The sequence below is a fragment of the Xenophilus arseniciresistens genome (assembly GCF_028023875.1).
Lineage (GTDB): Bacteria > Pseudomonadota > Gammaproteobacteria > Burkholderiales > Burkholderiaceae_C > Xenophilus > Xenophilus arseniciresistens.
The window spans coordinates 307,705-322,627 of sequence record NZ_JAQIPB010000001.1 but is presented as its reverse complement, the minus strand read 5'-3'; the positions used below and the strand labels follow the sequence as shown (position 1 = coordinate 322,627).

Below are 14,923 nucleotides of genomic sequence, written 5' to 3'. Positions count from 1 at the left end.
GGGGGATTCGGCGCCCCCGCAACGTCTACGGGATGAGGCAGACCCTGAGGGCCTGCCCGTACCCACGCCTTCCATGACTTCGCTGCCGGTCTCCAACCCTTCTGCGCCCGCGGACGTGCTTGATCAAGAAGCGCGCGTCTGGGTGCGCCGGCTCGCCTCGGGCGAGGCCACGCAATGGGACATCCAGGCCTTCAAGCGCTGGCAGCAGCAAAGCGCCGCGCATGCCGCGGCCTTCGAGCAGGCCAGGCGCCAGTGGCACCAGCTGCGCCAGGGGCTGGGGGCCTTGCTGCGCGGCTCGCCCGAAGTGGCGGCCCAGCATGAGCGGGCCATGGCGCGGCATGCGCGGCCACCGCAGGCCGGGCGCCGTGCCTTCCTGGGCGCGGCCCTGGGCGGCACGGCGGTGGCGGCTGCCACGGCCGCGGCGGTGGTGCATCCGCCACTGGGCCTGTGGCCCGCACCGCAGGAGTGGGGCGCCGATGTGCGCACCGCCACGGGCGAGCGGCGCTCGCTCGCGCTGGACGGCGAGGTCATGCTCACGCTCAACACCCAGACCAGCATCCGCCACCAGAGCGCGGGTGCGGCGGGCGAGGGCATCGACCTGCTGCGCGGCGAGGCGGCCATCGACCAGTCTTCCACCGGCGCGGCCTTCAACGTGCTGGCCGGCGCGGGCCGGGTGCGGGCGCAGGCCGCGCGCTTCGAGGTGCGCCACCTGCAGGACGAAGCGGTGCGCGTCACCTGCCTGGAAGGGCGCCTGCAGATCGAGCATCCGGCCGGCCAGCGCGCGCTGCAGGCGCGCGAGCAACTGGTGTATGACGCGCAGGGCCTGGGCCGCGTGCGCGACATCGACCCGCGCGCCGTGTCGGCCTGGCGCGCAGGCGAGCTGTGGTTCGACCGCACGCCGCTGCACCAGGCCATCGCCGAGATCAACCGCTACCGGCCGGGCCGCGTGCTGCTGATGGCGCGCGGGCAGCAGGACAGCGCCGTCAGCGGCCGCTTCTCCATCGCGGCCCTGGATGCGGCGCTGCTGCAGATCCAGCACTCCTTCGACCTGGGTGCGCGCGCCTTGCCTGGCGGCGTGCTGGTGCTGAGCTGATGCGCGGGACCCTGCGCCGGGTCCAAAAAATAGTTGGGGGATTCCGAAGAGGTCCGTCGTCCTATCAGCAACGGGGTTTCGTCGCGCAGTCGGCTTGCGCACGGGGCCGTTGCAGGGCCGCGGCGCGCTTTCACAGGCTTGAGCGCGCGCGGCGTTCAGATGGACTCAATGGGCGAAAGCGGCAATGAACACAGGTGCGCGCAACAAGGGCAGCAGCAGTCACGACAGTGAGCGCGGCAGGAGAAGAAGAATCGAGCCGGGCGTTCGCCTGCCGCAGCTGGCCCCGGTGGCCCGCGCCGTGGCCCTCACGCTGGCCGCCGGCAGCCTGATCGGCACCGCCCATGCCCAGCGCGCCTTTTCCCCCGGCTGGTTCGCCGCCAAGGGCGCGGTGCAGCAGTCTGCCGCGCAAACGGGCCTGCTGCCCAACGGCCTGCCGGCCAACCCGCAGCTCACCCCTCAGGGCCAAAGCGCCGCCGCCCGTGAAGCACTGACCCGCTCCATCGCCAACCTGAACCTGGCCGCACGCGGCATCGCCGCCCAGCAAAGCGCCCAGGCCGCTGCGCGTGAAGCAGCCCTGGCCGCGGCCGGCTCCGTGCCCGACGGTTTGGGCGAAGGCGGCCTGAAGGTCGACACCCACTCGCTCACCGCCGGCTGGCTCAACGCCAACGCCCCCACCCAGACCGTGGCCGAGGGCAAGACCACCGTCAAGGTGGCCCAGACCGCCGACAAGGCCATCCTGAACTGGGAGAGCTTCAACGTCGGCAAGAACACCACCCTGGCCTTCGAGCAGCAAGCCAGCTGGTCCGTGCTCAACCGCGTCAACGACCCCCAGGCGCGCCCCAGCCAGATCCAGGGCCAGATCAAGGCCGATGGCACCGTGCTGGTGGTCAACCGCAACGGCATCGTCTTTGGCGGCTCCAGCCAGGTCAACACCCGCAACCTCGTGGCCGCCGCCGTGGGCATGAGCGATGCCCAATTCAACAAGGGCCTCTACAGCGAAGCCCAGGGCCAGGCGAACATCCCCAGCTTCGCCAACGACCTGAGCACCACCGCCAGCAGCTTCAGCCACGGCCCGGCCACCGGCAGCGTGCAGGTGCAGGCTGGTGCGCGCATCAACACTCACGCCCCGGCCAGCGTCACCGAAGGCGGCGGCTACGTGCTGCTGCTGGGCAAGCAGGCCCACAACGCCGGCCAGATCCTCACCCCCTCGGGCCAGACCGTGCTGGCCGCAGGCGATGCCTTCGTCATCAAGAAGGGCATGGCCAGCGACGCCAACCAGAACGCCAGCACCCGCGGCAACGTGGTCAGCACGCTGATCCAGGAAGGCAGCGGCGCCGGGCTGGTGGTCAACACCGGGTTGATCCAGGCGCCCACGGGCGACATCAGCCTGGTGGGGCGCGAGGTGCGCCAGCAGGGCGTGGCCGTGGCCACCACCAGCGTGCACACCCGCGGCACCGTGCACCTGAGCAACGCTGCCGGCGATGAAGCGGGCCAGATCACGCTGGACAAGGACAGCGTCACGGCCATCGTGCTGGACGAGAGCGCGGCCACGGCGCTGGACACCCAGCGCGACACCCTGATCAAGGACTCGGACAAGGCCGGCGACGGCGTGCAGCACCGGCGTGACCAGTCGCTGGTGCTCATCGACAGCGCAGGCAGCGTGGACTTCGCCACCGACAGCCTGACGCTGGCCACGGGCGGGCAGATCTTCGTGAATGCGGCCAAGGCCGACGTGCGCCAGGGGGCGCAGTTGGACGTCTCGGGCGCGGTGGGCGTGCGCGTGGCCATGGAGAGCAACAACGTCCTGATCAACGTGCAGGGCAACGAGCAGCGCGATGCGCCCATCAACCGCGACAGCCGCAACCTGAACAACAAGAACATCTGGGTGGACCGCAGAAGCCTGGTGTTCGTCAAGGCGGGCACCAACGGCTACGAGACCGACCGGTGGTACACGGCCGGGGGCCTGCTGGAAGTGGGCGGCTACCTGGGCATCACGGGCCACGGGGTGGGCGAGTGGATGGCCCAGGGGGGCACGGTGCAGTTTGCGGGTGCGCAGCTGAACACGCACGAGGGCAGCCTCATCAACCTGGCCGGGGGCACGCTGGACGTGCAGACCGGTTATGTGAACCAGAGCTGGCTCAAGGGCTCGGACGGGCGCATCTACAGCGCCAGCAAGGCGCCGGGGGACCTGCTGTACACGGGGCTGTACGAGGGCTATGAGCTCAAGCACAAGCGCTGGGGCGTGACCGAGACTTTTGTGAACCCGCTGATCGCGCCGGGGCGGCGGCTGGAGAACGGCTACACGGTGGGGCGTGATGCGGGGCGGCTGGTGGTGGCCACGAGCAACGCAAGCCTGCACGGTGCGCTGGACACGGGCGTGTACCAGGGGCCGCAGCAGACCAGGGCACGCGATGCGGGGCTGGATGGCTACCGGCAGGCGCAGACGGCGGTGGCGCAGCGTGGGCAACTGGTGGTGGGCAGCTGGTCGCCGCTCTACGACAAGGACTCGGGCCAGCTGCGCTATGGCCCGGATGCCGTGGCCAGCGAGATCGCCATCGGCGGCGCGGTCGCGCCCGACGCGGAGCCGGTCGCCAACCACATCGCGCTCGACGCCTCGTGGATCAATGCCCAGCAGCTCGGCGGGTTCGAGGCCTACGCGCAGGGCCGCGTGACGGTGGATGAGGCCATCGCCGTGGCGACCGGCGGAACCGTCGCGCTGCATGCGAGCGACCTCAGGGTCGATGCCGACATCAGCGCACGCAGCGGCAGCATCCGCCTGGGCAACATGGTGGTGATGCGTTCCACCAGCAGCGATCCGTGGCTGGAGCAGCCGGTCGGCCAGCACACCTCTGCGGGTTACGAGCGGCAGGTGACGCTGGGCCAGGGCGTGACCCTGGACGCGCGCGGCGTCTGGACCAACATGCTGCTGGATGGCGGCATCGGCGCTCAGCCCTTCATCGACGGCGGCAGCGTGTCGATACGCAGCTCGGGCAGCGTGCTGCTGGCACCCGGCAGCCTCATCGACGTGTCTTCGGGCGGCATGCTCGACGTCAAGGGAAAGCTCACGGGCGGCAGGGGCGGCAGCGTCACCCTGGCCTCGGGGCTGTTTGCCGGCACGGGCGTGCTCACGCTGGACGGCACCCTCCGCGGCCACGGCATCAAGGGGGGCGGGGCGCTCAACATCGAGCACGGCACGATGGTGAGCATCGGCGGCGACCTGCCGCAGGCCATCGAGCGCCTGGCTGCCGGCGAGGTGAGCGAGCTGCCGCTGCGCCTGGCGGAGGATGTCGAGCTGCCGGCCGGCTCGGTCATCCCCGCGAGCTTCTCCGTGACGGTGACCCGCGTCAACGACGGCCAGGCCATGCCCGTCACCGTGCGGCCCCTCGTCAGCCTGGCCAGTCCGGTGACGATCCAGGCGCCCTGGACGCTGCCGGTCACGGTGCAGCTGGCCAACAACGGACCCGTGGTCTACGCCGGCACCACGCTGCCGGCCGGCACCAGCCTGGGCACGATCACCGATCTGCCCAAGGGCTACGTGCTGCCGCCGGGCGTGTTCCCCGCGGGCCTGCCGATTCCGCCGCAGACCTTCAACTACGTGGCCGGCAACGTGACCGCCGAGGCGCTGCGCGTGCCGGCGGGCACCCGGATTCCGGCCGGCACGGCATGGCAGCAGGACATCGCGGTGCAGTCCTTCCTCGCGCTGTCGGCCGACACCTTCCAGTCGGGCTTCAGGAGCTACAGCGTCACCGGCCGTGACGGCGTGGTCGTGGTGCCCGGTGCGCAACTCGACGTGTCCATGCCGCTGCTGCGCGTCGCCCCCACGGCCATGCGCTCGATCGCCAGCGGCGAGGAGCTGTCGCCCGCACTGTCGCTGTGGCTGCCACCGCTGCAGCAGGACGATCCGGTGCGGGGCCAGGTTTCGCTGCGCGCGGGCGCCAGTCTGGCACTGCAGGCCGGCGACGCGCAGGGCTCCGGCGACTTCCTGCTGGGCGCGGGCAGCCGCATCGCGGTCGATCCGGGTCAGGCGCTGTCGATCACGGGCAACGGCCAGGTCACGGTCGAGGGCTCGCTGGTGGCACACGGCGGGCGCATTTCGGTGCTGTCCGGCGACCTGGCCATCGTGGGCAGCAACAACCTGCCGGGCGGCACGCCGAATGCTCGCTCGTTCTGGATCGGCGAGAACGCGCTGCTGGACGCTTCCGGCCAGGCCTACACGGCCGTGGCGCCGGACGGCCGCCGCTACGGACAGGTGCTCAAGGGCGGCACGATCGAGATCGGCGGCAGGCACGGCGCGCAGGCGGGCATGGAGGGTTCCGTGAACGCCTTCGTCGTGGTGCGCGAAGGCGCGCGCCTCGATGCCTCGGGCGCGCAGGCCGTGCTCGACCTGCCGGCGCTGGGCACCACCACGCTCGCGAGCGACGGCGGCGCAATCGGCCTGAGCTCGGGCAACGGGCTCTTCATCGACGGCGATCTGCGTGCCGCTGCGGGCGGCGCGGGTGCCGTGGGTGGCACGCTCTCGCTGCTGCTGGAGACACCGACCTACGGCTCCGTGGACCGCTTCACGCTCAAGGGCGAGGGCGTGAGCGATGCCGTGCGCGTGCCGCGCGAGCTGGTGATCGAGCAGGTGTACGGCGGCAGCGGCCTGGCCAGCGGCGTGCAGGTGGGCCAACTCGATGCGAGCCTGGCCTACGGCAGCGCGCGCTACGGCGTCGACGCGATCCATGCGGGCGGCTTCGACACCGCGTCGCTGGCGGTCAACGGCCTGCTGAGCTTCGACGGCAACGTCGAGCTGCGGCTGCCGCAGGCCATCCACCTGACGGCGAGCAGCCTGAACCTGTCGACCGCGGCCGCGCGCGACAGCCAGGTCAGCCTGGCGGCGCCCTACCTGCGCCTGGCCGGCTCGACCGGCCGCCAGCTCGACAACACGATCATGCCGAACCCCGTGTTCGGCTCGAAGAACATCAGCGCCATCGGCGGCACGCTGGGCACGCCGCTGCTGGCGGCCGATGCGCGCCTCACGCTCTCAGGCAGCCTCGTGGACATCGTGGGCGAAGTGGGCATGGGCACGCGCGGCACCATCGTGCTGAACGCCGCCGAGCCGCTGTCGGTGCCGCGTGACGCATTCGGTCAGGTGCGCATCGAAAGCAAGGGCGACCTGCGCCTGCGCAACGCCATCTTTGCTTCGCCGGGCGACACCACGCTGGCGGCGGCGCAGATCTACGGCAGCGGCAATGTCATCGTTGGCACCGTCAGCGAACTGTCCCAATGGGGCACGGTGAGCCGCTCCTTCGATCCGACGCGCGTGCTGAACATCGAGCGCATGGGCGACTCACTGCCGCCCATGCCCTACGACGTGTTCGGCACCCTGGGCTTCGGCGCCGCCACCATCAACCAGGGCGGTGTGCTGCGCGCGCCGCTGGGCAGCATCACCCTGGGCACGGCCGACGGCAATGGCTACACCGGCGTGGTCAACCTGCTTCCGGGCAGCATCACCTCGGTCAGCGCCGACGGCCTGGTCATGCCCTATGGCGGCACGGTCGATGGCTTGATCTACAACTACAACGGCGTGGACGTCGTCTACCAGGGCATCGGCTTCGAGCCCAAGGTCGAGTTCAGGAGCCATGCGGTCCAGGTGCAGGAAGGCGCGGTCGTCGATCTGTCTGGCGGCGGCACCCTCACGGGCGCGGCCTTCCTGCAGGGTCGCGGCGGCTCCACCGACGCGCGCCTGAACCCGCTGGTGCAGGTCAAGGCCGACGGCAGCGGCTTCACGCTGCCGAGCCTGTCGACCAACCCGGTCTATGCCATCGTGCCAGGCGTGCAGCCCGGCGCTGCGCCGCTGGGCGCCGAAAAGGGCGCTGGCGATCCGGCGCTGGGCCGCCAGGTCACCATCGGGCAGGGCGTGCCGGGCCTGCCCGCAGGCACCTACACGCTGCTGCCGTCCACCTACGCACTGCTGCCCGGCGCGTTCCGGGTGGAACTCAACGGCTCGGCCAGCCAGGCAGCGGTCTTCGGCACCACCACGGCGATGCGCAACGGCTCCTATGCCACGGCTGCGCGTCTGGGCATTGCCAACACTGGCGCGCTGGACACGCTGTCCACCGCCGTCATCCTCACGCCCGCCGACACGCTGCGCAGCTACTCGCAGTACAACGAAACCAGCTACGCCGACTTCGCGCTGCAGCAGGCCATGCGCGAAGGCGTGCCGCGTCCATTGCTCGAACGCGACGGCAAGGCGCTGAGCCTGGCGCTCAGCTCGCCCGGTTCCGAGGGCTCCTTCAACTTGCCGCAGCTGGGCATCGCCCAAGGCACGATCCGCGTCGCGCCGGGCGAAGGCGGCCACGGCAGCGTCACGCGGCTGTGGAACGCGGCCAACTACGAACTGCTGGCCGATGGCAGCGCACCGACCGAGGGCTTCAACGGCGTGTCGGTGCTGGCCAGCCAGCTCAACGCCACGAACGCTTCGCGCCTTGAAGTCGGCGGCGCGCTGCGCAGCACCTATTCCGACGCCACCACGGGCCAGCTCAAGTACGCCAACATCATCTCCATCGGTGGCACCGGCGGCAGCAACAGCATCGTGCTGCGCGAAGGCGCGGTGCTGCAGGCCGCCGACGTGTTCCTGATGACCGGCCGCACGGCCGGCAGCATCACCGTCGAGCAGGGTGCGACCATCAGCACGCTGGGCCGGGGCGCGTCCTCCTACGGCGGCGCGCAGGGCTACATCTACCGCCCCGGCCAGAGTTCGGTGCTGGCGCTGTCCAATGGCCAGCTCGATCTGCTGGCGCCCCAGGCACCCGGCGCCAACAGCCCTGAATCAGGTGCCGGTGCGATCGAAATCGGTGTCTGTGCCACAGGCGGCGCCTGCACGGCCGACACGCGCCTGTACTCCGAAGGCACGATCGCCACCGCCACCGACAACCGCTTCGTGCTGGGCGACACCGTGCGCTATGGCACGCGCAACCTGTCGCTGGCGCTCGGCGCAGTCAATGTCGGCAGCAATGAAGCGCTCGCCGCAGCGGCGGCGCGCGGCGTGCTGACGCCGGGCATGACGCTGAACCAGGAACTCGTTGATCGACTGCTGCTGGGCGACACCAGCGTGGGCGCGCCCGCGCTGGAAGCACTTTCCTTCACTGTGCGCGAATCGGTCAACTTCTTCGGCGACGTGACGCTCTCGACCTATGACGCGAATGGCAGGTCCGCGCTGCAGCGACTGGTGCTGGGCACGCCCGCCATCTACGGCCATGGCAGCGCCGATGCGGTGGCACGCATCCACACCGACACGCTGATCTGGACCGGCGCGCTGACCCCGGCCGGCGGCGTGGTCGCCGACGGAGCGGGCACTGGCTCGGGCCAGCTCGTGGTGGACGCGCGGGAGATCGTCTTCGGCTGGGGACCGCGCACGCAGCCCGACACCGTGCGCGAGCAGCACCGCATCGCGCTGGGTTTCGGCAACGTGCATCTCAACGCATCGGAGCGCGTGACGGCCACCCACAAGGGCACGCTGTCGGTCTACCAGTCGCAGGGCGCGTGGAATGCCGACACCAAGGCCTTCGACCACACTGGCGGCACGCTGCACATCGGCACGCCGCTGATGACCGGAAGCGCCGGCTCGGTGAACCGCATCACGGCCGGCGGCGACATCCGCGTGGCGGGCGGCGGCGGTGCGGCCGCGGCCAGCAATGCGGCGCTTGCCGATGCGCTGGGCGCCGAGATCGCGCTCGACAGCCGCGGCGGAAACCTGCTGCTGGACACCGCCGTGCTGCTGCCCAGCGGCAAGCTCGGCCTCTCGGCGCAGGGCGACGTGACGCTGGCCGATGGCGCGCAGCTGGACCTGGCGGGCCGAAAGATCGACTTCTTCGACGTCAGCAAGTACAGCTGGGGCGGCGACCTCGTGCTCACCAGCCGCGCGGGTGGCGTGCGCCAGGCGGCCGGCTCGGTCATCGACCTGTCGGCCGAGCACAACCGCGCGGGCAAGCTCACGGCCCTGGCCACGCAGGCCGAGATCGCACTGGCCGGCCGCATCGACGGCAGCAGCAGCGGCCACTACGACGCGGGCGGCACGCAGGTGCCCTACATGCAGGGCCGCATCGATCTGCACGGCCGCAGCATCGCCGACTTCGCGGGCCTGAACACGCGGCTGACCGAGGGCGGCATGGTGGGTGGCCGCAGCTTCCGCATCGGCCAGGGCGACCTGGCCATCGGCGACGAGCTGAAGGCGCACGAGATCAACGTCTCGCTGGACAACGGCCAGCTCAGCGTGAACGGCCGCATCGATGCCAGCGGGGAGCAGGCCGGCAGCATCCGCCTGGCTGCGAACAACGGCGTCTCGCTGGCCGGCACGGCCGTGCTCGACGCCAGCGCCAGCGTGCTGCGCGCGGACAGCTACGGCAAGGCCATCGAGGCGTCCAACCGCGCGGTGATCGAGATCGACTCGGGCGATGGCACGCTGCGCATCGTCAGCGGCGCGCGCATGGACCTCTCGGTGGCCGGCGCGCCTGCGAACTACGGCACGGTGGCCCTGAACGCGCCGCGCCTGGGCAGCAACGACGTGGCCATCGATGCCGCCGGCACCGTCAGCATCGACGGCGCCAAGGCCATCCACGTCAACGCCTTCATCAGCGACGACACGGCGGCGGTGGGCACGGACGCCACGGCCGACGGCAAGAGCTACCAGGTCATCGACCAGGCCTACCTCGACCGCCTGCATGGCGAAAGCAACAGCTTCATCGATGCCGCGCTGGCCAACGGCAATTTGATGAACGCCAAGCTGGCCGGCCTGCGTCGCTACGCCGACCAGTTCCACCTGCGCCCCGGGGTGCAGGTGGTGGCAGACCTGGCACGCAACGCCGACGGCAACCTGCATGTGGACGGCGACATCGACCTTTCGGGCCACCGCTATGCCAGCGTGAACCCGCGGGCGCAGAAGAACACGCTGGTCCATGGCTCGGGCGAAGCCGGCGCGCTGGTCATGCGCGCGCAGGGCGACCTGGAGGTGTTCGGCAGCATCAGCGACGGCTTCGACGGCAGCCGGCTGCCATCGTCCTTCGACAGCAACGGCTGGGTGCTGACCAAGGGCCGCCAGCTCTGGGGCTCCGATGTGGTGGTGCCGCATGGCGGGATGGTCGCGCTGCAGCCAGGCACGATCTTCAACTCGGGCAAGGTGCTGAACTACGCGCTGCCGATCCAGCCCATGCTCATGGCGCCGGCCACGCTCTTGCCGGTGCAGGGCGAGCTGGCGCAAGCACTGCTGCTCGCACCCGGCACGGTGCTGAGCGCCAACGTGCGCGGTGCCGACGGCACGCTGCTCTTCGCTGCCGGCACGGTGCTGGCCGATGCGGTGACGCTGCCTTCCGGCACCAGGCTCGATGCGGGCTTTCGCCTGCCCGTGGCCGCGCACCTGGCCGCGATGACCTGGCCTGCAGGCGTGGCGCTGCCCGCGCCGCCGGTGGGCAACGCGGTGGTGCTGTCCACACCCCTGACGCTGGCCAAGGGCGCGCTGATCCCTAGCGACACCCACGTGGTGCTGCCGGGTGGCGTGGACGAGGTGGACCTGCGCCCGCGCGACGGCGATGGCAACCAGGGCCGCATCTGGGCCGTGGCGCCCATGCTGCCCGCGGGCTTGCAGTCGTGGGATCTCTCGCTCGTGGCGGGGGCCGATGCCTCGGCCGCCGACCGGCTTGCCACGCGGCATGGCACGCCGGCCAGCCTGCGCTTCTCGGACGCCCACTACGGCCGGGTCGGCGAGGTGCAGCCCGTGCCGGGAACGGGCTCGCCAGCCACCTACAAGTGGGGCGATCTGACGCTGTTCGAGCAACTGGTGATCGACTTCTGGGGCGAGTACGTGATGAGCTTCGTGCCGGTGCAGGGCGAGCCGATCACGCCCGCGCAGGCCGAGGAGGTGATGAACATGCTCTTCGCCCCTGTGGGCGACCTCAACACCTATGGCTATGGCGAGCTGACCGCCATCGATCAGCCGGCCGTGCCGCCCGACATGGCCTTCAGCCCGCGGGCCGGCGTGCGCGAGCAACTTTCCAGCGTCGTGCGTACCGGCACCGGCGACCTGCGGCTGGTCTCGGCAGGCGACATCGCCACCAGCTCGCTCTATGGCATTTACACCGCGGGCACGCCGTCTGCGGCATTGCCCGCGGTCAACGGTTCGGACCGCTACAACCTGCCGCGCAGCACGGTCGGCGGCCTGGTGCTTGGCGCGTTGGGCGAACCCTTCGAGGCCATGGTCGATGGCGGCGCGCAGAGTCTCTATGCGGCCTGGTACCCCGAATCGGGCGGCAACCTGCTGATGCGCGCGGGCCGCAACATCAGCGGCGACAGCCTGATCGGCACCACCAACTTGCTGCGCTTCGAAGGCGAGATCGTGGCCACCAGCCTGCTCACGCCGACCTCGTCGGTGGGCAACTGGCTGTGGCGCCAGGGCACGGGCAGCGTGCAGACCGGCGCAGAAGCTGTGCCCGCCGCCTGGTGGATCAACTTCGGCACCTACGTACGACCGCCGGAGGGGGCCAACTACTACGGCACCTTCGACGACATGCCGCGCCTGGTCGGCTTCACGGGCTACGGCACGCTGGGCGGCGGCAACCTCGTGCTGGAAGCCGGTGGCAATGCCGGCATGCTGCAACCCAAGGGTGACCACGGCGGCGCCTACCTGCTGCGAAGCACGGGCCTGAACCTGGCCGTGGCCAGCACGGGCCGCGTGACGGCCGATGGCGGCCTGGTGCTCACCGGCGGCGGCGACCTGGACATCCGGATCGGTGGCGGCCTGAACGCCGACCCGGCGCTCAACGCCTTCACCGGCAGCAATTTCGATCCGGTCGCCAACAGCCTGCCACTGGGCGGCGTGCACCGGCTCGAAGTCAACGGCAGCATCGCCAATTTGCGCGGCGCGCTGCGCATGGAGACCGGCGCCGTCGGCACCGTCGCATTGCGCTTCGGCACCCAGAACCCGAAGGATTCGCGCCCCGGCGACGTCTTCAGCGCCACCTCGGCCTCGTCCGCGGGCGGGCCGGTGCTGCTGCTGGGCGATTCCACCGCGCGCATCGACGCGCGCGGCGACCTCGTGCTCGGGTCGGCGGCCGATCCGGGCCGCGGGCCCCAGCTCAGCGGCGGCACGCCTTTCAGCGCCAACGGCTGGAGCTACACCAACGGCGGCTACAGCTGGTTCTCGCTGTGGACACCCTCCACCGCCATCGACCTGCTGGCGGCCGGTGGCAGCCTCACGCCCACGCTCAACCCGGTGGATGGGGGCCAGGCTTCCGACGCTGCGCCGACCGACATGCATGCGCTCTACCCCTCGGTGTTCCGCGCCGCGGCGGCCAACGGCAGCGTGTTCTACGGCAGCCCGAATGGCGCCATGCGCGGTGTCACCTTGGCACCGTCGCCGGTGAGCAGCCAGTTCGCCGTGGGCGGCACCGGCCAGCTCGAGCTGCTGGCGGCCGATTCGCTCCATGCCGCAGGCGCCAACTTCTCGGCCTCGGGCGCTGACCCGACGCGACTGGTCAGCCCCTTCAACCCCGGCTTCGTCGGCTATGGCGACCCGGTCTGGTACGGCCGCCACCTGCTGCACAACGTGAGCGCCGATGCCGTGGCGCCGGGCCTCTTCTTCTCACTCACCTCAGGCAACACCAGCTACACGGGCGCGGGCTACACGCTGTTCCCCTTCGTGGCGCCCAGCGCCTCCGGCCATGTGCATGTGGGCCAGCAGCCCGCGCGCTACTACGCCGTGCAGGGTGACATCGTGGGCGCACGCACCGGCTCCATCATCTACCTCAACAGCATCACCGGCGTGGCCAACCAGTCCGGCATGTGGTACGACGGCGGCGGCGCGGTGGCGATCCGCGCGGGCCGCGATATCACCGATTCGGGCACACCGCTGGGCAGCTACGACAACGGCGGCCTGCGCAACGGCGCGGGTGGCTGGACCACCATCGCCAACGCCGCGGACCCTTCAGCCCCACACCGCCCCGCGGCGACCAACGGCCCCACGATGCGCGGCAACCTGATCGTCCACACCAGCGCCGACGACGTGTCGGTGGTGCAGGCCGGACGCGACGTGCGCTACAGCAGCTTCTACATCGCGGGCCCGGGCCTGCTGGATGTGAGCGCCGGTCGCGACCTCTACATGGCCGACAAGGGTGAGCTGCGCAGCCTGGGCCCCGTCGCCAACGTGGTGCCGGGCGACCGCAGCAGCGGCGCGGGCATTGCGGCAGCCGCAGGCATGGGCCGCGATGGCGCGGACTGGCGTGCGTTCGCGGCGCGCTATCTGGACGCGGCCAACGTGGCCGACGCGGGCCGGCCACTGGCCGACCAGCAGGGCAAGGTGGTGCGCGCCTACGTCGGCAGCATCACGCTGTCGCAGTGGCTCGCAGCCGAGTTCGGCTACACCGGCGACGAGGCCGGTGCGCAGGCCTTCATGGCCGCGCAGCAGGCCACGCTGGACCAGGCCCGCCGCCAGGCACTGGCCAGCGGCGGCACCGCAAGCAACCGCGACCTGGCGCGCGAGTACAAGCTCGAGAGCCAGCTGCACCTGGTGAACTGGTTGACGCAGCGCTTTGGCGGCGCCAACGGCCGCGGCCTGCATTTCGATGCCGCCACCATGGATGCGCGCGCCTTCTTCGACGCATTGCCCATCGAGCAGCAGCGCGTGTTCCTGCGCAACGTCTACTACGCCGAACTCAAGGCGGCCGGGCGCGAGTACAACCAGGTGGACGGCCCGCGCCAGGGCAGCTACCTGCGCGGGCGTGAAGCCATCGCCACCTTGCTGCCCACGCAGGACGCGCAGGGCCAGGCCATCGACTACGAAGGCGATCTGACCATGTTCAGCAGCGCGCTGTACTACCCACAGTACGTGACCGAGGAGCTGCCGCGCCGCAGGCCGGTGCCCGGCGTCGAATATGTGCGCGAGGATGAGTGGATCGCCATGGGAAGCCCGGGCTACAGCGTGCCCTTCTACAAGGTCAACGATGCCGGTATCCACACCGATTTCGGCGGCAACATCAGCCTGATGGTGCCGGGCGGCCGCACCCTGGTCGGCGTGGACGGCGGCTTCAACCCCGGCGCAGGCTCGGGCGTGCTGACCCAGGGGGAGGGTGACATCAACATCTTCTCGCAGGGCGACATCCTGATGGGCCAGAGCCGCATCTTCACCACCTTCGGCGGCAACATCCTGGCCTGGTCGGCAGAGGGCGACATCAACGCCGGCCGCGGCGCCAAGACCACGGTGGTGGCCACGCCGCAGCGGCGCGTGTACGACAGCGTGGGCAATGTGTCGCTGTCGCCATCGACACCCAACACCGGCGCCGGCATTGCCACGCTGAACCCGATTCCCGAAGTGCCGCCAGGCGACGTGGACCTGATCGCGCCGCTGGGCACCATCGATGCGGGCGAGGCGGGCATTCGCGTCTCGGGCAACGTGAACCTCGCAGCTTTGCAGGTGCTCAATGCCGAGAACATCCAGGTGCAGGGCGAGGCCGTGGGCATCCCGGTGGTGGCGGCCGTGAACATCGGCGCGTTGACCAACGCGAGCGCGGCCGCGCAGCAGGCCACAACGGCCGCGCAGGAGGTGGTGCAGCGCGAGCGCGCGGCCGCACGCCAGGCGCTGCCCTCGGTGTTCACGGTGCGCGTGGTGGGCTTTGGCAACGACGCGGCGGCGCCGGCCGGCGGATCCGGCGCGCAGGCGCCCGCCGTCCCGGCCGGGCCGACGGCGCGCTACGACCCGGCCAGCTTCGTGCAACTGGTGGGGCAGGGCAGTGCGCTGCGCCCTGAATTGCTCTCGCAACTGACCGACGCCGAACGCCGCGAACTGCAGCGCACGCGCTGAGC

General features: G+C 70.9%; 2 protein-coding genes. Both read left to right on the top strand.

The features are described 5' to 3' along the window. Positions 1-73 precede the first annotated feature (73 nt). Positions 74-1,093 carry a FecR family protein gene (locus PGB34_RS01370; RefSeq protein ID WP_271426272.1) on the top strand — a complete coding sequence of 340 codons (1,020 nt, stop codon included), beginning with the start codon at positions 74-76 and terminating at the stop codon, positions 1,091-1,093. A 184-nt stretch (positions 1,094-1,277) separates the two neighbouring features. Next, the gene (locus PGB34_RS01365) at positions 1,278-14,921 is read left to right on the top strand and encodes a filamentous haemagglutinin family protein (protein WP_271426271.1); all 13,644 of its coding nucleotides are present in this window, start codon (positions 1,278-1,280) and stop codon (positions 14,919-14,921) included. Positions 14,922-14,923 lie beyond the last annotated feature (2 nt).

What these genes read in the sequence shown, in the direction of transcription:
- PGB34_RS01365 (WP_271426271.1), top strand. Translation starts at nt 1,278, where the DNA reads ATGAACACAGGTGCGCGCAACAAGGGCAGCAGCAGTCACGACAGTGAG.
- PGB34_RS01370 (WP_271426272.1), top strand. Translation starts at nt 74, where the DNA reads ATGACTTCGCTGCCGGTCTCCAACCCTTCTGCGCCCGCGGACGTGCTT.